This is a genomic window from Actinoplanes sp. NPDC004185, assembly GCF_053603475.1.
In genome coordinates this window covers 21,285-41,214 of sequence record NZ_JBSGFR010000008.1, presented here as the reverse complement: position 1 = coordinate 41,214, position 19,930 = coordinate 21,285, and the positions used below count along the sequence as shown (strand labels likewise).

The window sequence follows — 19,930 nt, the reverse complement described above, 5'->3', positions numbered from 1 at the left end:
CCGTCGCGGGGACGAACCCTCAGGGCACGAGCAGCAGCTTGCCGATCGTGGCTCGCGACTCAAGCGCGCGGTGCGCCTCGGCAGCCTGTTCCAGCGGATAGCGGGCGTGCACACGCACGCGCAGCGTCCCGTCGGCGACCAGGGCGAACACAGCTGCAACACGACGCAGCACCGCCGTACGTGTGTCGTCGTAGTGCGCCAGCGAGGGAGCGGTCAGAAACAGCGACCCTGCGGCCCTGAGTGCCTGCGGATCGAGCGGCGCGGCGCGGCCGCCGGTCGCGCCGTAGAGCACGTAGGTGCCCCGCGGGCGCAGACACGGCAGAGCGTCGGCTGCCGTGTCGTGGCCGATACCGTCGTAGACCACGTCGACACCGCCGGTCAGCGTCCGTACCTCCGCGGCGAACGCGTCGCCGCCGTAGGTGACGACGTGGGCGGCTCCCGCGGCGCGTGCCGCGGACACCTTGTCCGCGCTGCCCACCGCCGCGATGACGGTGGCACCGGCCCGGGCCGCGAGCTGGCACAGCAGGCCCCCGACGCCACCGGAGGCGGCCAGCACGAGACACGTCGAGGACTTCTGCAGCGCCACGACGTCGGTGGCGAGAAGGTGTGCGGTCATTCCGTGCACCAGCACGGCGGCCGCGTCGACGAGGCTGATCTCGTCCGGCACCGGCAGCAGCCGATCGGCCGGCACCAGGCAGTGGCTGGCGTAGGACGCCGCGACCCCGAACCAGGCGACCCGGTCCCCCGCGGCGACGCCGGTGACGCCCGGGCCGATGTCCATCACCGTGCCGCTGCCCTCGATGCCGGGAACCATCGGCAGAGCCACCCGGTAGGCCCCGCTTCGCTGGTGCAGGTCGACGACATTGACCCCGGCCACGGCCAGCCTAACCAGGACCTCGCCGGCGGCCGGCGGCCTCAGCCGGCCCGACCATGCGGTGAGGACCTCGGGAGGGCCCTGACGCACCAAACGCATCTGGCGCAACGCCGGCATCACCCGCCCGCCATCGGCGCGATGATGGTGACGGTCGCCCCCGCCGGCACGACGGTGTCCCGGCGCATATGCCGAGGGATGAGCTCGTCACCGACGCAGACGTTGACGTACAGCAGCGGCTCACCGGCCGCGTCGAGCAGGCGGCGGCGCATCACCGGATATGCCTCGGCGAAGCGCCGGATGACCTCGGGAAGCGGACCCTCGTCGGCTTCGAAATCGGTGCGCCCCTCCGGGTTCCAGACCGAGGGCACTTGGATCCTCACCACGATTCCTCCAGGTGTTCAGGCGTCCTGCACGCAACGGAAGCCGTGCGCGAAGGTTGACCAGCCGAGCGGGTCGCCGTGCATGCGTTCGCTGCAGCGCACCTGGTACCGAAAGTTCATCCAGGAGCCGCCACGGATCACGCGGTAGGTGCCCATGGCCTTGCGCACGGTGGGGTCGCACACGGTCGCCTCGTCGTAGAGCTGCGACAGCGTGGAGGTCCACTCATAGACGTTGCCGGCCATGTCGGCACAGCCGAACGGGCTGTCGCCCTGCGGGGAGAAGCTGCCGACGGCGGTGGTCTGGGGCAGCGGCCCGTCGCGGCGGCACACTGTCTGCCACCACTGCTGCCACGCCTCGAGCGTGGTGAGTCCGTTGGTGGCGTGCAGCTCGGCGGTGTTGGCGCGCTTGTCGTCCCAGTCATCGCCCCACGGCCACAGCCGGAACTCTGCGCCGCGCGCCGCGTACTCCCACTCCCCCTCGGTCGGCAGGCGCTTACCGGCCCACCGCGCGTAGGCGCTGGCGTCCCGCCAGGACATGTGCACGACGGGATGGTCGTCGGCAGTTACGGCGGCCGTGCCGGGTCCGCCCGGCTCCTGCCAGTGGACGCCGGAGCGCTCGGTCCAGCCGTGTTCGGCGTAGACCAGGCCGAAGCCCCGTTCCTCCGCGTCGGTGCGGAATCCCGTGGCCCGCACGAACGCGCGAAATTGCGCGACTGTGACGGGATACCGGTCGATGCGGTACGGGGCGAGGACCACGGGCCGCTGCGGCGTCTCGTCGGCGAACCAGATCCGCGGCAGTGGCTGGTCCTGGCTCATCAACCAGTCCAGCGCCGCCTTCGGCGAGCCCTGATCGAACGTCGCCGCGGGAATGAGCAGCATGTCTGCCACCGGACTCCAATCTCAGCAAAGCTGCCGGCGAGCCGCGTCGACGCCTTTGACCAGGGCCTCCACGTCCGCGATCGTCGTGTAGAGGTGGAACGAGGCGCGCACCATGGCCGGCACCCCGAATCGGGCGCAGACCGGCCCGGCGCAGTGCCGGCCGACGCGTACCTTCACACCGGCCTGATCAAGATGCGCACCGATGTCGTGGGCGTCGGCACCGGCGACGACGAACGCGATGACCCCGGCGCGATCCGGCGGGCCGAACAGGCGTAGTCCCGGAACGTCGGCCAGGCCGTCGACGGCGTGCCCGACCAGTCGCTGCTCGTGCCGGGCGACGGCGGTCATGCCCACGTCGTTGAGGTAGCGCGCCGCCGCGCCGAGGCCGACCGCCTGCGCGATCGGCGGAGTGCCGGCCTCGAAGCGCGCCGGCGAGGCCCGGAACGCGGCGCCGGTCATCGACGTGTCGGCGACCATGCCGCCGCCGGTGAGCAACGGCGGCATGGCGGCAAGCACGTCCGTGCGTCCCCACAGCACGCCCACGCCGGTCGGGCCACACATCTTGTGACCGCTGAAGGCGAGCAGGTCCACGTCGAGCACGCCGACGTCGACGGGGCGATGCGGCACGGACTGGGAGGCGTCGAGCACCGTCAGCGCTCCGACGGCTCGTGCCCGCGCGACGATGCACTGCGTCGGGTTGACCGTGCCGAGGATGTTGGAGACGTGCACCCAGGACACCAGCCGGGTGCGCGGCCCGATCACAGCGTCCAGGTCGGAGAGGTCCAGCCGGCCGTCGTCGGTCAATGACAGCCAGCGCAGCGTGGCGCCGGTGCGCTCACAAACCTGCTGCCACGGCAGCAGATTGGAGTGGTGCTCCATCTCGGTCACGACGATCTCGTCGCCGGGACCGAGCAGGAAGCGAGGATCGCCGCCGGTGTGGGCGCTGCGGGAGCGGAACGCCCCGGCGACAAGGTTCAGCGCCTCGGTGGCGTTCTTGGTGAAGATGACCTCGTCCGGATCGTGGCCGCCGAGGAAGCCGGCCACCTGTGCGCGGGCGTCCTCGTAGGCCGCCGTCGCCGCGGTGGCCAGCGTGTGCGCTGAGCGACCGACGTTGGCGTGGCAGCCACGCTGGTGGGCGTCCATCGTCTCGAGCACTTGGTGCGGCGTTTGCGCGGTGCTGGCGGAGTCGAGGTACACCAGGGGTTGGCCGTGGATCGAGCGGCCGAGGATCGGGAAGTCGCCGCGGATCCGGTTGATGTCGTAACCAGTCACGATGTCCTCGATGTCTTCCGGTGGCGTCCGATGTCCCGACCTTGTCATCGCCGCGGCAGCGGCGGCACCTCTGCGGATGCGGCCTTGGCGAGCGGGCTGTCGCATTCCAGAGGTGGACCCGATCCGGCGCTCAAGCGCCCAATGGTGGTGGGCCTCATTGCTGGTAGATGACTGGCAGCGGTGGGTGCGGAGGGGACGGAGCTGCCGACCGTCCCCTCCTTCATGCCCGATGCGCGCGGGGCGGCGCACACGCCGGCACGGCCCCCCACCGCCGTGGTGGGGAGCCGGTAGCGCGATGTGTGCCTCAGGCGGCGAACTTCGGACTGTTCTGGTAGGCGGCGAGACGCCACGTGCCGTCCTGCTTGACCACCAGCCAGGCGGCCCGCACGGCGTTGCTGTCGGAGACCTTGGTGTCGGCGCCCATCAGGAAGCCGCCGTCGGTATGCAGGATGGCGACGTCGCCGCCGAGGAACCGCAGGCCGATCGGGTCTCCGGTCACCTTCGTGTCCTTGTACGGCCCGGCGAACGCCTCGCCCATGAAGGCCCGGATCTCGTCGCGTCCGCGCAGGAACACGCCCGGCAGGATCATCGTGCCGTCGTCGGTGAACACCTCGGCGAAGCTGTCGGGGTCCTGCTCGGCCCACGCCTGCACGATGCGGTTGGGAAGGGTGGCGACGGCGGCGTGGTCGGCCACGCTGGGGTTCGTCATGGTCTGCTCCTTGCTCATGGCCGGCGGGGAACGACGGCCTGCGGGACGGTCACAGGTACTGGGTGTTGGGCGGCTGGCCGCAGAGGATCCGGCCGTACAGCTCCGCGTTGGTGTCGGGATGCATGAGCGCGTGCAGGCTCAGGGCCTGGATGTCGCGGCGGATGCGTTGGATGGGCACGTCGGCGAAGATGGAGGAACCGCCGCTGGCGTCGGCCAGGATGTCGACGGCTTCCCGGGCGAGCCGCACGGCCGCGCCCATGTCGGCGCGTGCCCGCACCCGCTCCTCGAGCGTCCAGAGGTGCGCCTGGGCGGCCTTGGTGTCCACCGTCGAGGTGAGCCGGTGGACGTGGAACTCTGCCTGGTCGATCTTCGTGGCCGCCTCGGCGACCTGCAGGTGGGTCAGCGGCGCTGCCTGCTGGCTGGCGTAGTCGGTGTAGGTGATGCGCCGGCCCTCGAGCCGCTCCAGGAAGGTGGCGTACGCCGCCTTGGCCAGTCCGAGGGTCGTGCCGGCCGACGAGGCGGACGCTACGGGAAGCAGTGGCGCGCGGTAGATGGCCCCCTCGGTGCCGCCCTCGCCGGTGCGGCCTTGGATGACCGCGCCGAGCGACATGATCCGCTGTTGCGGGACGAAGACGTCCCGGGCGATCGTGCTCACGCTGCCGGTGCCGCGCAGCCCGGAGGTCTGCCAGTCGTCGACGATCTGCAGGTCGGTCATGGGCACCAGCGCCACGATCGGCTCTGGCTCGCGATCCGGCTCCATCCGTACCGCGATGATCTCCTGCCACTGGCTGTGGGCAGCGCCGGTGATGAAACTCCACCTGCCGTTGACGACCACGCCGCCGGGTGCGGGCGCGGCCGTCGCGGTCGGACTGAGCGTGCCGCAGACCCGCACGTCGGGATCGGCGAAGACCTCGGCCTGGACCTCGGCGGGGAACTGCGAGGCGATCCAGGTCGGGATCCAGTAGACCGAGGCCACCCACGCGGCCGAGCCGTCCCCGCGTGCAAGCTCGGTGGCGACGTCGGCGAGGGTGCGGGTGTCGCACTCGAAGCCCCCGTAGCGCGCCGGGGTCCGCATGCGGAAGATGCCGGCCTGCGACATCGCGTCGATCACGTCGTCGTGCACCCGCCGGTTCTCCTCCGACCAGCCGGCGAACTTCTGCAACAGCGGCACGAGATCGCACGCCCGCCGGACGAGCTCCGGCCGCGTGGGTGGTTCGTGGGTCATCAGGGTGCCTCCTTGTAGCGGGATCTGCCGGTGCGCGGCACGCCGCCGCGACCGGGGTGGAGCGCGAGGGCCGGCTCAGGCGGCGCGGCCGACGAGCCCGGCGTGTTGGCGGTGCGGGCGGATCGGGGTCACGGTGCGCGCGTCGGGCAGGGCCAGCAGCAGCGGCGGGTCGTACACCCTCGCGGTACGCAGCCGGACGTTGGCGTGGACCGCGTTACCATCGTGGATACGGATCGGGCCGAAGCTGCCCACGCGCAAAGCGGGCGGATTCATGGTGTCGGGATCGACCGCCGGTGCGTCCTTGACGACGCCCTGGCACAGCAGGTACCAGATCCCGTCCGGCACCTTGTCGAGGATGAAGCGCCCGGAGCCGCGCTGGATGGCACAGCGGACCGGCCGGCCCTCTGGCACCCAGGTGTGGAACAGGCCGATGAAGGTGACGTCGACCTCCGCGGACGATGGCACCGAGATGTAGCCCGACACCACGCCCTCGGAGCGCTCGCACCCGTGTTCCTCGGGCTCGCCGCTGAGCACCATGGGGCTGACGCCGCGGCTGCGGCGGTACTCAGTCGGCGGGAGCCCGACGCTTCGGGTGAAGCGGGAACTGAAGGTGCCCACGCTGTTGTAGCCGACGTGGACACTGATGTCTGCCACGTTCATGCTCGTGGACAGCAGCAGGTCCTTGGCCTCTTGCAGACGCATGGCCGACAGGAAGCGGCCGGGGGAGATTCCGGTGACCCGCTGGAAGATCCGGGTGAAGTGAAACTTGCTGAACATCGCCGCGCGGGCCATGTCGTCCACTGTGACCGGCTCGCCCATATTGGAGCGCATCATTTCCACAGCGCGTACGACGGCATTCTCGAAGTGACTACCCATCAATTTCCCCCAGCGTGAAGATGCGTTGTTCACCGACGAATATGGACCAAATCCGACGTATTCCGGAACGCTGAACGCTCGTTTTAACGAGGTGTTGACTCGGGTAATCCTCTCGGGACCGGCCGCCTTGGGCATCTCAGAGATTGCCCTCAATACCGCATGTTGCGAGAGGATCGGTCCGGCCCGGATCCCGGATCCACTCCCCCGGCTCGCCACACACTCCTGGCCGGCCCGGACGAGGTCCGGGCCGGCCAGAAAGGGGGTGCTTACGTGCAGCTGGCGCTATCGATCAGCGGGCAGCGGCGGCACCGGCGGGAGTAGGTGCCGCGGACTGCCCGGCGGGTGCCACGACCGCGTCACGACGCTCGCGCCACCACAGCACCCACAGGCTGACACCGCGGATCAAACAGACGATGGTCACCGCGAAAAACAACGTGTAAACGATGTTGAAAACGAGGAGCAGACCATACACCATGGCCACACCGGAACCGAACATGAATTGATTCCTGGCGCGCGACGGCGTGGTTCCCGGATCGGTGATCATGTAGTTGGTGAACAACACGAATGCGACGCCCGTCATCGGGATCAGGGCCGCCCAGATCGCCACGTCCCAGATCCACCATCGCAGCAGCGCCTGAATGACGAAACCACCGAGCCAGCCGATGATGAGCGGTACCTTCTTGGTGAGCATGGCGTTGAGCACGGTGCCCGAGGTGATGATGACGACCGGGATGAAGATGCTGATCATGGCGGGCACGTTCTCGGTGAAGTGGTACGGCGGCGCCACGTTGACCCACGGGAAGAACAGCAGGGCGGCCGAGATGCCGAGGTTCGACGGGTTCATGAAGTGACGCATGCGGCCCTTGACCGGTGCGCGGAACAGTGTCTTCTGGCCGATACCGACCAGGACTGCGAAGCCGATGGGCCAGAACCGATCGTTGGCGTAGAGCAGCATGTTGGCAGCGAGCGCGGTGATGTGTGCCGGCAGCAGGAAGGTGAACCATCCCCGAAAGCCGTTGCCCGCGTACGCGGGGGCCCGGTTGTGGACCTTGGCCGTGATGGCCTCGATGAGGATCTCGGCCGTGTAGCCGATCGCGAGGGCGAAGAACGGCCAGGACCACGGTTGCTCGAAGCCGAGGACGGCGTAGCCCAGGATGTTGAAGACCGACATCGAGATGGCGAAGTTGCGCAGTGCCAGGTAACGGGGGTCCGGCTTTGCTTTCGGGGACACGGCCGGCGCTACGGCGCTGTCCGGCGGTGCGGCCGGGGCGAGAAGTTCGGTACGCGCGGGCTGCACAGTGGTCATGACGTCAGCTCCTCGATGTCGGCGGTCAGCATGAGGTCGTGCCAGCCGGTGCTGAGCGGGAGCGACCGGATGTGCGACGTGCCCTGCAGGTCACGCCAGGTGATCTCGGCGGTGACCGGGCGGGCGCCCTGGTCTCCGAGGCCGACGACCACGTCGAAGCTGCGTTTGCCGGAGTGACCCCCGCCGCCGTTGACCTGCGCCACCCGGACGCGCCCGTCGTCGGTGGTGACACGCACCTGAGCCCCGTACGCCGGAGTGCCGACGACGTCCGCCGCACCGCCGACCGCCGGCCGGTAGAGCCGCAGGCCGAGGAAGTCGCCGGCATCGGCGGTCGTGTTGCGGTAGAAGTCGGGCGCACCCCACTGACGTGCCACGGCGAAGTCCTGAGCCCCGTCGCCGTCGATGTCGGCGACCGCGACGCCGCGGCTGGGGGTCGAGTCGGTCATGCCGAGCTCAGGGCCGATGTTGGCGAAGCGGCCGTTGCCCTCGGCGGCCCAGAACGCGAACGGCTGCGATCCTGCGACGTCGTCGCCGGGCTCGGCCTTGGGCCACATCGCCGGGTTGCGCAGCATGAGGTCGTTGCTCATGGCCAGTTCCTGCAGCCAGGGCCAACGGTTGATGGAGCCCTTGATGAAGCCGAGCGCCTGCACCACCTCGACGTCGCCGTCGTTGTCGAAGTCGGCCATCTTGGCGTCCCAGCCCCACCCGGCCCAGGCCAGGTTCATGTCCGCCGCTTCGTTGCGGAACGGCGCGGTGCCCTCGGCCAGAGTGTTTCTGGCCTCGGCCGGGCTCGCGGCGGTGTTGAGCCAGACGAAGTTGCTCTCCTCCAGCCCCCACGACGTGGTGATGTTGCTGACGAAGAGGTCGTATCGGCCGGCTCCGAGCAGGTCGCCGAACTCCACCGACATGCCCTTGAAGGAGTCGTGGCCGAGCACCAGTGACTTGGGGGTGACCGCGTCGCGTTTACCGTCCACCAGCTGGAAGCGGATCTGCCCGGGACGCGAGATGTTGTGGAACATGCGGTCGTGGCCGAAGTCGTTGGCGAGGTAGAGCTCCGGCAGCAGGTCACCGTCGAGGTCCGCACTGTCGGAGCCGAGCGTCCAGCCGGTCGCGGCGGCCGGGTCGAGGGCCTGTTGTTCGGTGAAGGTGACCGACGGGCGGTCCCCGGCGGTGGCCGCGGTCCAGCGCATCACGTGTGCACCGCCGGCGTTGCGCGCGTGCGACATGGAGTCGTTCATCTGGACGTTGGCCAGGCCGTGCTCGTCGAGCACCTGGGTGTCGGGGAAGTAGTTGAAGATGCCGAGGTCGACGTGGCCGTCGCCGTCGAAGTCCGCCGCGGTGACGGCGTTGGTGTTCCACAGCGCACCGCGGTAGCCGGGCGTGGTGGCCTGCGGGATGAGCTCCGTCGGCTGGTACGTGGCGTTGCTCAGGGGTCCTGACCCGGCCCGGTGCAGGAACATGATCGGCGTACGTCCCCAGTAGTACACGAGCAGGTCCATCCGGCCGTCTTCGTTGAAGTCGCCCGGCAGGCAGCCCATCGGCGCCATCGCGTCGTGCACGGGCAGCGGTGCCGGGTTGAGGACGAACGGACGGTAGGTGCCGCCCGTACCGGGTGCTGGGGTGACGATCGCCGCGTCGCTGCGCGAGTCCACCAGGCAGAGGTCGTCGGCGTGGCCGCCGCTGTCGAGGTCGTTCACCGCGATCGCGGCGCCTACCGACGAGATCCAGGAACGGATGTGCTCGTATTCGGGATTGACGTCGCGGACCGTACGGTACGTCAGTCCTTCGGGCAGGGCGATCGGCAGTTTTGTGAACCCGAAATCGGAGGCCAGCGACGCCCGGTCGGCGCTCGAGGCCGACGGCAGCCGGGCCAGGCCGTAGGCGCCGGTCAGCAGAAGCAGGACGACGATCGCGGGTATGAGCCGACGCAATACGCCGACCGGTTGCGAGGACAAGAGGTCTCCCTTTCAGCGGCGATACCTTTTCGGCCCGACGCCGTGCGGCGACGCCGCGGCTCAGCACCGCATTCGGACATGAGGCGGTTTGAATTCAGCGTTCGCAGCTGATGATCGGCGAAGGCAGAACCGCGCGCCGTTTGCCCGCGACGCGAATGCGGCAATCGGCACTCCCGCCCAGGATGGCGATCGCCGGCATTCGCGCCGCGGTGGTATCACGATCCGTGTTCGCGGGTTCGCCCGACAGGACAAACGCGCGGCCGGATCGCCGACCGAGTTCGGGCTGACGGCAATCCCGTCAGGGCCCGATCTCGAACCACAGTCATCATCAGGGCGCCGGGCACTGCGTGTCTTCTCACCGATTGCTCTGCCATGATCACTGAACGTCATATAGCCGTTCGGCTGCCGGGGCGTCATCCGGCCGGACGGGCCCACCCCCCTGCCCTTCGTCCCAGGAGGCGATCAGGTGCTCACGCGCCATCCGTCGCAACGACGAGAGCGCCACCTCGTACAGGACCGCGCGGGCCACAGCCCGTCCGGCCTCCTGGGAGGAGTCGACGCTGCGGGGCAGCGCACGCTTCTCGAGATCGGCCAGGCGGGCCGCCGCCCGCGCGTAGGGCGCCAATGCCTCCACGTCCAGGTGGGCTCCGTCGCCGCCGAGCCGCTCCAGGGCGGTGAACACCCGGGACAGGGTGACCCGGCTCGGGGAATCATCGTCGACCTGCCAGCCCAGCTGGGCGAGAAACGCGTCGATGCGCTGCTGCACACCGCCCCGCATGGGCAGGTCGGCCGTGCCGGCCGGCTCACTGAAGAGGGCGGCGTTCACGACGCTGCACAGCCCGCGCACCTCGATGCCGCGCTCGTCGATCGCCCGCAGCGCGTCACGGGCCGCCGAGATCGTCATCCTCCCCATGACGGTCAGCGTCCTGATGAGGTGGATGCGCGACACATGGTCGTCGTCATACTCGGCGTGCCGGCCACTGGTCAGCCGGCCCGGAGCCAGCAACCCCTCGCGCACGTAGAACTTGATCGTCGGAACCGAAGCACCGCTCCGCCCACTCAGTTCGGATATGCGCATCTGGGTGCCTCCACGGTCATATTGGATCAATCGGTCACCCGGCGCACCGGGGCATCACTGACCCCATAGTGCTGAAGCGCCGCACGGCCGGCCCCCAGAGATGCAGACCCAGCGAAGGCTCGGCCCCCTGGAGCGTCGTGCACTGCCGATGCAGGTATTTACCGTTGACGCTGGACATTGCTGCCATTCGGGGCCCTGACCCATAACTCAGGGCAAGGGTGGATAGCGCAAATATCTGCCCAGCCCGTGGCGTTACCGGCCAGTATTAGACGCAAGGCCGACGGTAACTGGGTGTTGCTCCCCCCATAACGCACCGCTAGCATTGATCCGCACCCACCCGCAGGTTCTCGCCGGCCATTTCCTCGACCGGAGAATGACCGGTGGCTGCGGGTGCGACCGCAACACCGAGGCACCGGAAGGATTCAATTTGTCGACGGAAGAGGCGGTAGGGCGAGCCATTTCCATGATGCGGAGCAATGTGGGCGAAGAGTTATCGTTGGACGACATGGCCCGCGCCGCCATGTTCAGCAAATTCCATTTCAGCCGGGTCTTCCAGAGGGTAACCGGAATATCGCCGGGAAGATTCCTCACATCCCTGCGGATGGAAGAGGCCAAGCGGCTACTGCGGACGACCACGCGCACGGTCGCCGACATCGGCACGTCGGTGGGTTACACCAGCGTGAGCACCTTCAGCGGGCGCTTCAACCGCAGCGTCGGACTCACCCCGATCACGTTCCGCCGACGCGGCGAAGCCACTCTCTCCCGCGCCTCGCCCGCGATCCATCCCGCGACCATCAGTGGCCATCTGCGCACTCAATGTACGGATGATGGCGGCGCCGTATTTGTCGGACTGTTTCCGGAGTCGATAGCGGAGGGGCTACCGGAAAGCTGGACCGTCACATCGGCGCCTGGACCCTTTCGGCTGGACGGCATCCGGGCCGGAACCTGGCATCTGGTCGCGCATCCCGTCGAGTCGGGACGGTGCACGAGACGGCACGGCTGCGGGGCCCGCTCGGGGCCACTCGTCCTGCACCATCGAGCGTCGATGCGGACGGTCGACGTCGACCTTCGGCCACTGCGCACCTTCGACCCCCCGGCCGTGCTGTCGCTGCCGCGCTCGCTCGGTCCGGTCCTTCCATCCACCCCGCGCGCCGCCTGAGGTCCACCCGGCGAGGGTGTCTCGCGGATCCCGGCAGGATCCGCGAGACACCCTTCACGCCGCGTGCACTGTCATCGGCAGGCCGCCGCGCATCCGCAGCGACAACATCGGCTGGGGCTGCGGCCGGTGCCCCGCGGCGCTCACCAGCCGGAGCTCACGCGACAGCATGGCGATCACGAAGACCGCTTCCATCATGGCGAGGTTGCTGCCGACGCAGACTCTCGGGCCTGCACCGAACGGGATGTAGGAGTAACGAGGACGGCTCCGCGTCCGCGCCGGGTCGAAGCGCTCGGGATCGAAACGCTGCGGGTCGTCCCACAGCGCCGGGTGCCGGTGCAGCGTGTACGGGCACACCAGTACGTCCGCTCCGGCAGGCACCCCGTAGCCGCCGATCTCGTCCGCCGCCAGCGCCTGCCGCGGCAGCAACCACACCGGCGGATAGAGCCGCATCGCCTCCTCCACCACCATGGTGGTGTAGGGAAGCCGGCGCAGGTCCGCGTGAGTGGGCAACCGGCTCCCCAGTGCTGTGACCGCCTCGGCGTGCAGCCGCTCGCGAACCTCCGGATGCTGGTCGATCATCGCCAGCGTCCAGCTCAGGGTGCTCGCGGTGGTCTCATGGCCGGCGAGCAGGAGGGTCACCAGTTCGTCGCGCAGCCGGGTGCGCACCACGCGCGGGTCGTCTTCCTGGCCGGCCGAGACGATCAGCCGGGACAGCACGTCGTCGCGGCCGGCCGCGTCGTCACGGCGCCCGGCCACCAACTGGTCGACGACCATCTGCAGCTCGCTCCGAGCCCGGCGGAACCGGCGCTGATGGGCCAGCGGCACCCACATGGGGACCGTGCTCAACGACGTCAGCTCGAACATCGCCTGGTTCTGCACGGCGTCGAACGCAGCACCGAGCCCGCCGAAGGGGGTCAGATCGGCGTCCAGCAAGGTGCGGCCGAGGATGCCGAGCGTGAGGTCGGTCATCGCCGGCGCCATGTCGACGGCGTCCCCGCCGATCTGCTTGCGCAGCCGGCGGACCAGCCGTTCCGCCTCCTGGGCGACCGCGCCGGCCTGCCGGGCCAGACGCTTGGCCTGAAACGAGGGTTGGACCACCCGGCGCTGTTTATGCCACAGCTTCCCCTCGCTGGTCAGCAGCCCGTCGCCCAAAGCCCGGCGGGCATGGGTCAGGCCGATACCCTTGCGGTAGTTTCCGGCGTTGTCGGCCAACACGTGCCTCACGGTGTCCGGATGATTGAAGAAATGCAGGGTCTTGTGACCGACCGGGATACGGACGGCGTCGCCGTAGCCGGCCGCGGCGGCCGTCATCATCCCCAGCCGGTCGCGGGACATGACCATCAGCTGCCGCAGCGCCGACCATCGCGACGGACCCGGCGCCCGGGCGCCCGTCATGAGGACAGCTCCCCGTAGTGGAAGAGCAGTCCTTCGTCGTCGCCGCACTGCTCGGCGGTGAGCACCCGGCCGACGAAAATGGTGTGGTCACCACCGTGGTACCGGCGCCAGACCTCACACTCGAACCAGGCGAGGGCCCCGGAGATCATCGGTACGCCGGTGGTCTGCCCCGGCTCCCAGTCCACGTCGGCGAACTGGGCGGGACCGGTGGGGCGGTCGCCGTCGGCGAAATAGCGGGCCACCTTCTCGTGCCCGGCGGCCAGCACCGAGACACCGAAGACGGACGACACCTCCAGCCTCGCGTGCATGACGGCCAGACGGTCGACGCACACCAGCGCCAGCGGTGGATCCAGGGAGACCGTGGTGAACGAGTTGGCCGTCATACCGTGCGGGTTGCCACCACCGATGGTCACCACCGTGACGCCGGTGGCGAAGGCGCCGAAGGCGCGTCGTAGGTGCCGGCGCTCGTCGAGCACGGTGGCCCGGACCGTTTCGTCGTCGGGAGACCCCATCAGGCTCGCACCGCCGTGTACGGCGCCAGGGCCTCGACGAGCGCGTCGGGCACGCGGGTGGGCACCGTACGGGTGTTCGGGCCGCGCATGCAGGCGATGCGCTGGGTGCCACGAGCCACCAGAGTCTCGTTGCCGGCGGTCAGGCGTACGTAGTCGAACCCGAACTCGATCTGGGTCTGTGCCAGCTCGACCAGCCGCATGCGGATGGAAAGCTCGTCGAAGAGCGCCAGCTCGGCGAAGAACTCACAGTCGACCCGCAGCGTGAACAGCTTGAGGTCGTCCTGCAGATCGGCCAGGACCGCCGGGGCCCGCTCCCGGAGGAACATCTCCCGGCAGCGGCCCTGCCAGCGCAGATAGTTGACGTAGTAGACGTTGCCGACGAGGTTGGTCTCCTCGAAACCCACCACGTGCCGGTACTCGAAGTGACGGTTCATCCTGCTCGACGTCCTTCCGACAAGATCCCGAAAACGGTCTGGTCCGGTCCGCCGCGCAGAGCGGCGACAAACGTGGCGATCTGCAGCCGGCCGGAGGCGAACACCAGCCACCCCGGTTCATGCGCCGGCAGGACCGTCAGCGGCGCCGTCGGCGGCTGCCCGGCCTTCTGCAGGCACTCGAGCGCCACCCAGATCCGGGTCCCGGTGACGTCGAGCCCGGGCCCGTCGCCGAGATCGGCCAGCAGAGCGGCGTTCGTGCCGAGCAAGCCACGCCATTCGGTCAGCGAGCGCTCGGTGACCACTTCGATGTCGGCGCCCACCGCACCGGTACCGAGAACGCAGAGGGTGACCCCCGCGCCGTGCGCCATCGAGACCGTGCCACCGTCGATCTCGGGGCGCCCGTCCGTGCGGTGCCGCACCGGCGTCACCTGTCCCGTGAGCCGGGACAGGGCCCGGGCCGAGCGGGACCGCCTCGCCTCGACGTAGGAGAGCGGCCGCCGCGGGTCGGGCACGTCGTCCGGCTCCACGGACACCCGCACGCCGCTGCCGGTGAGTTGCCCGCCGACGCGTTCCAGGTACGTGCCCAGCAGAGGTGCCGCCCACCGGCCGGAGCCGTCGTTCTTGCGGACGGCCTGCAGGGTGAGTCCCTCCCAGCGCTCGACGACCTGGCCGTCGGCGTCGCGGACCGCGATGTCGTAGACGTAGGTGTCGCCGTCCTGCCGCCGCTCGGTCGCGCAATAGCGCAGCTCGCCGGTGCCTGACAGGGCCGCTCCGCCCGCGTACACCCGCTCGATGCCCGAGGGCAGCAGCGTGGCGTGCGGGACACAGACCTGGTTGCCATGCATCAGCGCGTCCCGTACTCCCGGGTCGCCCAGCAGCAGGCGGTCGGGCAGGTATCCGGCGAACCAGCCGGCCGGCGTCAGCTCCACCGTCGCGTCGACCTCGCGGGCGGCGGCCCGGTGATATGCCCGCAGCCGCTGGAACCGGCCGCCCTGGAAGAGGATGTCGCCGTACAGCTCGGTCTGCGGATCGAGCGGCACCAGCGGGAGCTGTTCCGCGGTCTGCTCGGGCGGGCCCTGCGGGATCTTCTCAGCGGTGAAGCACACCCTGGCCCGGAAATGCTCGGCGGCGTAGCCGGTCTCCTCACTGCGGATGACGACCTCGACGGTGTCGGTGTCGGTCACCACCGCGGCGACCCGGATGCGCGTCGTGCCGTCCGGCGGCACCACTATCGGCCGCAGGAACTGTGCGTCCTCAATGACCGGGGCCCGGTCCTGACCGGTGACGGCGGCAGCGACCTGGGCCATGGCCTCCATGCCCAGCACGGCGGGGAACAGCAGGCTGCCGTCCAGCAGATGGTCGCCGAGGTACGGGTCGGTGCCGACGCTGAGCTCGGTCTCGGTCACCAGTTCCACGCCCGCATAGCTGATCAGCGGCTGCTGTACGAAGCGGAGCAGCGGCAGTTCGGGCCGGTCGTAGCGGATCGTGTCGATGCCCGAGGTGCGCCCGCTGATCACGACCACCGGCGGCGCGTCGGCGTCGGCCAGCAGCCGGCGCAGCACGTCGACGCCCTGCGCCGGGGTGATCGGCGTGATGCCCTCCCGGGTCAGGTTCTCGATGACCGACAGCCGCTCGCCCATACCGACGCCCGACCACACCGACCACTCCAGGCACAGGCTGCGGCACCGGGGGTGGCGTTCGCCGAACTCGCGGGTCAGCCGGGCCATCCAGTCGTTGGCCACGGCGTAGTGCGCCTCGCCGCGCAGCCCGGAGCGGCCGATGATGCTGCCCAGGCTGACCAGCAGCCGCAGCTGTTCCGGGTCGAGCACGTCGAGCACGTTGCGCAGGCCGTCGACCTTCGGTGCGAAGGTGCGGCGCAGTTCGTCGGTACGCAGGCTCGGCAGCCCGGCCGGTTCGTTGCGGCCGGCGCCGTGCAGTACTGCCGTGATCGGTCCCAGCTGGGCGCTGAGTTCGGCCACCGCGCCGGCGAGCCGTGCCCGGTCGGTGACGTCGGCCCGCGCGTAGCGCACCGTTGCGCCGTGGCGGGCCATGCGCTCCAGGTTCGCGGCCAGTTCCGCATCGTGCTCAGGGTCCGAGCGGCCCAGCACGGCGATCTTCGCGCCGGTGTCCACCGCGACAGCCAGGGCGCACTCGGCGGTGATGCCCTTGCCTCCGCCGGTGACCAGAAGGACGTCGGTGGCATCGAGCGGCGAGACCTCTCGGGCCGCCCGGATCGGCATGGCCCGCAGCGTCGGCACCCGGCGTACGCCGTCCGCACCGTAGACGACCTCGGCGAAGTCCCGGGTGGCGCGCACTTCGTCCACCACGCGGGTGACCGCGTCGGCGGTCGGCGGGGTGTGCACGATCGTGACCCGCGTACCGGTGCTCTCCAGCCGCAGGGTCTTCGCCAGCCCGGCCGCACCCCGGCCGTGTTCGACCAGCACGAAGCGTTCTCCCGCGCCGCCGGTCATCGCCTCCTGGGCGCCCCGCAGTGCGAACTCCAGATGCTCTTCCTCGCATTCGGCGGGCAGGCACACCAGCACGCCCGCGCCGATCCCGGCGTTCTCGAGCCGGTGCCGCAGCTCCTCGGCGAACGGGTGATCGGGCTCGCTGTAGAGCCGCCACCGCCCGCTGACGCCGCTCTCGTGGCCTCCGGCGGTCAGTGGTCGCGGGTCGAGATCGATCGTCCAGGCCCGGGCCCAGCTGCTCGCACCGGCCACCGTGTCGGTGACGTTCAACGTGCCCGCCGCTGCGGCGGCCTGGAGTCCGTCGAGGGTTTCGGCGAGCTCGCGCACCGACGCGGTGGCGAAGTTCAGCGGCGTGCCGGCGGGCGGGATGCCGAGCCGGGCGGCCACCTCGTTGACAATCGAGCCCACTGTGATCGAGCTCAGGTGCAGCTCGTCCAGCAGCATGCTGTCCTCGCGGACCATCTCCACCGGCAGCTCGGCGCGGGCTGCGGCGAGCCGCCGCAGCAGGTCGGCGGTGGTCTCGACGACCTGCGCGTCGTCGCCCGCGACCGAATCGGCCGCGGTGTCGGCCGGACCGGGTCCCGCGGCGGCGGCCGGTGCCGACCAGGCGCCGTGACCGACGCCGCCGAGCACGTCCACCCGGGGAGCGTTCTCGCACGGGTTGCTGAGCACGTCGAGCTCGTCGTCGACCCGCACCGGGCGGACCAGCCGGTCGTCGAAGAGCACGGCGGGCAGGCCCGCGGCACCGCGGACGTACGCGGCGGCGACAACCCGCAACAGGCTGCGCATGGACTCGTCGTCGGTGTCCAGTGACACCGCCGGCACACCCGTCGCGGTCTCGGCCAGGCGGGAGAGGACCTGGCCCGGACCGACCTCGACGAACATGTCAACGTCGGCGGCGGCCGTGGTCACTGCCTGATGGAAGAGCACCGGCTGGGTCATCTGCCGATGCAGCAGGTCACCCAGATCGGTGCCGGCCTCCAGTTCGGCGCCGGTGACGGTGGAGATCACCCGCCGGCCGACCTGTCCGAACGCGAGGTCGGCCAGCGCCGCGGCGAACTGTCCGGCGGCCGGGGCCATCAGGGGCGAGTGGAAGGCGTCGGAGACCGCCAGGGGTACGGCCCGCAGTCTCGCGTGCGTGGCACGGCGACAGACCTCCTGCACGGCGTCCTCCGGGCCGGCGACGACCGTCTGAACCGGACCGTTGTAGCCGCTGATCACCGCGGGCAGTTCCGCGATCAGCGACTCCACCACCTCCGGTGGAGCCGCGATGCCGGCCATCGTGCCGGAGGCGGCGTTCCGGCTCATGACCTGGCCGCGGCGGGTGGCGACACGCAGCAGCGTGCTGTCGTCCATCGCGCCGGCCCAGCGCAGTGCGGTGAGCTCACCGAGGCTGTGACCGATCGCGACCGTGCCGGACATACCCAGCAGGTCCAGCGTGCGCAGTCCGGCGACCGATCCCGTGGTGATCCGCGGCTGGGCCACCTCGGTGGCGATCAGATCGCCGTGGGCGGGCAGTCCCGCGTCGGCGTAGACGTCGCGGATCTCGGCGAAGCGGCGGCTCAGGGCACCGCCGCTGGTTCCGGTACCGGAGCCCTGACCGGGGAAGAGCAGTCCCACCCGGCCCGGCCGGGTGACGTGGCCGAGGAAGACCGCTCCGTCCCCGCCGGCCAGGGCGTCCTGCCCGGTGTCGATGAGCTCACAGATCCGGCGCAGCCGGGCCTCGGCATCATCCGGCGACGTGACCACCGCGGCGGCCCGGAACGGTCGGTCCCCGGTTTGCCGGCGCAGCACGTCGGCGAGGTCACCCATCTGGGCAAAGGAGACACGTCCCACGACATCGGCAAGCCGGCTCACCTTGTCCCGGACGGCCTGCCAGCTGTCTCCGTCGAACGCGAGCAGCTCGGCGTCCTGGATGGAACCGGTCAACGCCGCGGTCCGGGCGTCCAGGCCGGGACGCCGCGTCGGCTGGGCGTTCTCCACCACGACGTGGGTGTTGATGCCGCCGAAGCCCATGGCGGTGATGCCCGCGCGGACCGGCTGGTCGGCCGGCCACGCCTCGGCGTGACGCAGCACCCGTAGCACCGCGTCGTCCGCGGTCAGCAGCTCCAGAGGCTCGGGGCAGCTCACCGCTGGTGGAAGCACCTCGTGGTGCACCGCCAGCACCGCCTTGATGAATCCGGCCACCCCGGCCGCAGCCTTGGTGTGCCCGATCATCGCCTTGACGGAGCTGATCGCGGCCGGGCCGGTGGTCGGCCCGGCGGCGCGGCGTGCGTCCGCCAGAGCCGCCAGCTCGGTTGCGTCGCCGACCTTGGTGCCGGTGCCGTGCCCCTCGAACAGGGCGACAGTGTCGATCGGGAAGCCGGCCCGCTCGTACGCGCGGCGCAGGGCCAGCCGGTAGCCGTCGACCTCGGGACGGGTGATGCCGCCCTTGCCGTCCGACGAGATGCCCCAGCCGGCGATCGTGGCGTACACCCGGTGCCCGGCGGCGCGGGCCTCGTCCTCGCGCATCAGTACGACCATGCCGCAGCCCTCACCGGGCCAGAAGCCGCTGGATCTGCGGTCATAGACGCGCATCTCACCGGTGGCCAGTGCGCCGGTCTTGGCGAAGCCCACCGTCTCCAGCGGATCGATGGACAGGTCTACGCCGCCCGCGACCGCCACGTCGACGTCGTCGTCGGCCAGGGCGCGGCAGGCGGTGATGATGGACAGCAGCGACGACGAGCACGCGCCGTCCACGCTGTATCCGCCACCCTTGAGATCGAAATAGTTGCAGATCCGGCCGGCGATGGTGTTGGACAGCGCACCGGCGAGTGAGTCCTCGTCGACCGGCGGGAACGGCGCCTTGAAATCGGCCTCCAGCCGGTCCAGGAACTCGGCGAGGCGATCCTCTTCCCATTTCTGCTCGGTCAGCGCGGCGGCCACGGTGCGCCGCACGTAGGGCCAGCGCAGCCGCAGCTGCCCGGCCCGCGAGAACTCGCCGGTGAGGCTGTTGCCCACGATCACGGCAGTGCGCTCGTGCGGCAGACCGGCCGCCATCGGGAAGCCCGCGTCGGCGAACGCCGCCGCCGCCACGTCCAGCGCCAGCCAATGGGTGAGATCCGTGGCCCGGTAGGTGCTGCCGGCGACCTTGTATGCCACCCGGTCGAAGGTCCAGCCCTCGAGCACCGCGGCGTTGCGCGCGTAGAACCGGTCCGGAGCCGCGGGATCGGGTGACCAGTAGTCAGCGAGCCGCATGCGCTGGTCGGGTAGCCGCCGGAAAGCGCGGCGCCCGGCGAGGGCGTTCTCCCACAACTCCCTGGGCGACGTCGCATCCGGATATCGGCACGCCATGCCGACAACGGCGATCCTCGTCATGTGTCCCCGAGCCTCCATATCGTTTTCGAGCCCGCAGCCGCGGTCGTGCGG

General features: G+C 70.2%; 15 protein-coding genes. 1 reads left to right on the top strand and 14 read right to left on the bottom strand.

The features are described from left to right. Positions 1–19 precede the first annotated feature (19 nt). From ACWEOZ_RS10435 to ACWEOZ_RS10390, 10 genes are all read right to left on the bottom strand, one after another. Entirely contained in the window at positions 20–973 is a 954-nt protein-coding gene (locus ACWEOZ_RS10435) for a quinone oxidoreductase family protein (protein ID WP_451910442.1), read from the bottom strand. Positions 974–990: 17 nt separating this feature from the next. Then, complete coding sequence (locus ACWEOZ_RS10430) at positions 991–1,254, bottom strand: MoaD/ThiS family protein (protein ID WP_451910441.1); 264 nt, start codon at positions 1,252–1,254, stop codon at positions 991–993. 18 nt (positions 1,255–1,272) lie between these two features. Beyond that, the gene (locus tag ACWEOZ_RS10425; protein ID WP_451910440.1) at positions 1,273–2,133 is read right to left on the bottom strand and encodes a formylglycine-generating enzyme family protein; all 861 of its coding nucleotides are present in this window, start codon (positions 2,131–2,133) and stop codon (positions 1,273–1,275) included. A 21-nt stretch (positions 2,134–2,154) separates the two neighbouring features. Then, complete coding sequence (locus ACWEOZ_RS10420) at positions 2,155–3,453, bottom strand: aminotransferase class V-fold PLP-dependent enzyme (RefSeq protein WP_451910439.1); 1,299 nt, start codon at positions 3,451–3,453, stop codon at positions 2,155–2,157. Positions 3,454–3,709: 256 nt separating this feature from the next. Next, positions 3,710–4,114 carry an SgcJ/EcaC family oxidoreductase gene (locus tag ACWEOZ_RS10415; protein WP_451910438.1) on the bottom strand — a complete coding sequence of 135 codons (405 nt, stop codon included), beginning with the start codon at positions 4,112–4,114 and terminating at the stop codon, positions 3,710–3,712. 49 nt (positions 4,115–4,163) lie between these two features. Beyond that, positions 4,164–5,339 (bottom strand): acyl-CoA dehydrogenase family protein, encoded by a 1,176-nt coding sequence (locus ACWEOZ_RS10410; RefSeq protein WP_451910437.1) that lies wholly within the window; start codon positions 5,337–5,339, stop codon positions 4,164–4,166. Between the two features lie 75 nt (positions 5,340–5,414). Next, positions 5,415–6,215 (bottom strand): helix-turn-helix domain-containing protein, encoded by an 801-nt coding sequence (locus ACWEOZ_RS10405; RefSeq protein ID WP_451910589.1) that lies wholly within the window; start codon positions 6,213–6,215, stop codon positions 5,415–5,417. A 289-nt stretch (positions 6,216–6,504) separates the two neighbouring features. Continuing rightward, positions 6,505–7,446, bottom strand: coding sequence for an enediyne biosynthesis protein (locus tag ACWEOZ_RS10400; protein ID WP_451910588.1), 942 nt, complete (start codon positions 7,444–7,446; stop codon positions 6,505–6,507). 71 nt (positions 7,447–7,517) lie between these two features. Then, on the bottom strand, positions 7,518–9,452 hold the full coding sequence (locus tag ACWEOZ_RS10395) for a CRTAC1 family protein (RefSeq protein WP_451910587.1): 1,935 nt from the start codon (positions 9,450–9,452) through the stop codon (positions 7,518–7,520). A 400-nt stretch (positions 9,453–9,852) separates the two neighbouring features. Continuing rightward, complete coding sequence (locus tag ACWEOZ_RS10390) at positions 9,853–10,554, bottom strand: MerR family transcriptional regulator (RefSeq protein ID WP_451910436.1); 702 nt, start codon at positions 10,552–10,554, stop codon at positions 9,853–9,855. 322 nt (positions 10,555–10,876) lie between these two features. Here ACWEOZ_RS10390 and ACWEOZ_RS10385 point away from each other — a divergent pair, with 322 nt between their 5' ends. Next, positions 10,877–11,713 carry a helix-turn-helix domain-containing protein gene (locus ACWEOZ_RS10385; RefSeq protein ID WP_451910435.1) on the top strand — a complete coding sequence of 279 codons (837 nt, stop codon included), beginning with the start codon at positions 10,877–10,879 and terminating at the stop codon, positions 11,711–11,713. A gap of 54 nt (positions 11,714–11,767) precedes the next feature. On the opposite strand, the gene ACWEOZ_RS10380 is transcribed toward ACWEOZ_RS10385, so the two are convergent. From ACWEOZ_RS10380 to ACWEOZ_RS10365, 4 genes are read right to left on the bottom strand one after another with little or no spacing between them, the layout of a single operon-like run. Beyond that, on the bottom strand, positions 11,768–13,108 hold the full coding sequence (locus ACWEOZ_RS10380) for a cytochrome P450 (protein WP_451910434.1): 1,341 nt from the start codon (positions 13,106–13,108) through the stop codon (positions 11,768–11,770). Further along, complete coding sequence (locus ACWEOZ_RS10375) at positions 13,105–13,620, bottom strand: flavin reductase family protein (RefSeq protein WP_451910433.1); 516 nt, start codon at positions 13,618–13,620, stop codon at positions 13,105–13,107. Before ACWEOZ_RS10375 ends, ACWEOZ_RS10380 begins: the two co-directional genes overlap by 4 nt. Beyond that, positions 13,620–14,054, bottom strand: coding sequence for an acyl-CoA thioesterase (locus ACWEOZ_RS10370; protein ID WP_451910432.1), 435 nt, complete (start codon positions 14,052–14,054; stop codon positions 13,620–13,622). The genes ACWEOZ_RS10375 and ACWEOZ_RS10370 overlap by 1 nt, the downstream gene beginning before the upstream one ends. Beyond that, on the bottom strand, positions 14,051–19,879 hold the full coding sequence (locus tag ACWEOZ_RS10365; protein ID WP_451910431.1) for an SDR family NAD(P)-dependent oxidoreductase: 5,829 nt from the start codon (positions 19,877–19,879) through the stop codon (positions 14,051–14,053). Before ACWEOZ_RS10365 ends, ACWEOZ_RS10370 begins: the two co-directional genes overlap by 4 nt. Positions 19,880–19,930 lie beyond the last annotated feature (51 nt).

What these genes read in the sequence shown, in the direction of transcription:
- ACWEOZ_RS10435 (WP_451910442.1), bottom strand. Translation starts at nt 973, where the DNA reads ATGCGTTTGGTGCGTCAGGGCCCTCCCGAGGTCCTCACCGCATGGTCG.
- ACWEOZ_RS10425 (WP_451910440.1), bottom strand. Translation starts at nt 2,133, where the DNA reads ATGCTGCTCATTCCCGCGGCGACGTTCGATCAGGGCTCGCCGAAGGCG.
- ACWEOZ_RS10420 (WP_451910439.1), bottom strand. Translation starts at nt 3,453, where the DNA reads ATGACAAGGTCGGGACATCGGACGCCACCGGAAGACATCGAGGACATC.
- ACWEOZ_RS10415 (WP_451910438.1), bottom strand. Translation starts at nt 4,114, where the DNA reads ATGACGAACCCCAGCGTGGCCGACCACGCCGCCGTCGCCACCCTTCCC.
- ACWEOZ_RS10410 (WP_451910437.1), bottom strand. Translation starts at nt 5,339, where the DNA reads ATGACCCACGAACCACCCACGCGGCCGGAGCTCGTCCGGCGGGCGTGC.
- ACWEOZ_RS10405 (WP_451910589.1), bottom strand. Translation starts at nt 6,215, where the DNA reads ATGGGTAGTCACTTCGAGAATGCCGTCGTACGCGCTGTGGAAATGATG.
- ACWEOZ_RS10390 (WP_451910436.1), bottom strand. Translation starts at nt 10,554, where the DNA reads ATGCGCATATCCGAACTGAGTGGGCGGAGCGGTGCTTCGGTTCCGACG.
- ACWEOZ_RS10380 (WP_451910434.1), bottom strand. Translation starts at nt 13,108, where the DNA reads ATGACGGGCGCCCGGGCGCCGGGTCCGTCGCGATGGTCGGCGCTGCGG.
- ACWEOZ_RS10375 (WP_451910433.1), bottom strand. Translation starts at nt 13,620, where the DNA reads ATGGGGTCTCCCGACGACGAAACGGTCCGGGCCACCGTGCTCGACGAG.
- ACWEOZ_RS10370 (WP_451910432.1), bottom strand. Translation starts at nt 14,054, where the DNA reads ATGAACCGTCACTTCGAGTACCGGCACGTGGTGGGTTTCGAGGAGACC.
- ACWEOZ_RS10365 (WP_451910431.1), bottom strand. Translation starts at nt 19,879, where the DNA reads ATGACGAGGATCGCCGTTGTCGGCATGGCGTGCCGATATCCGGATGCG.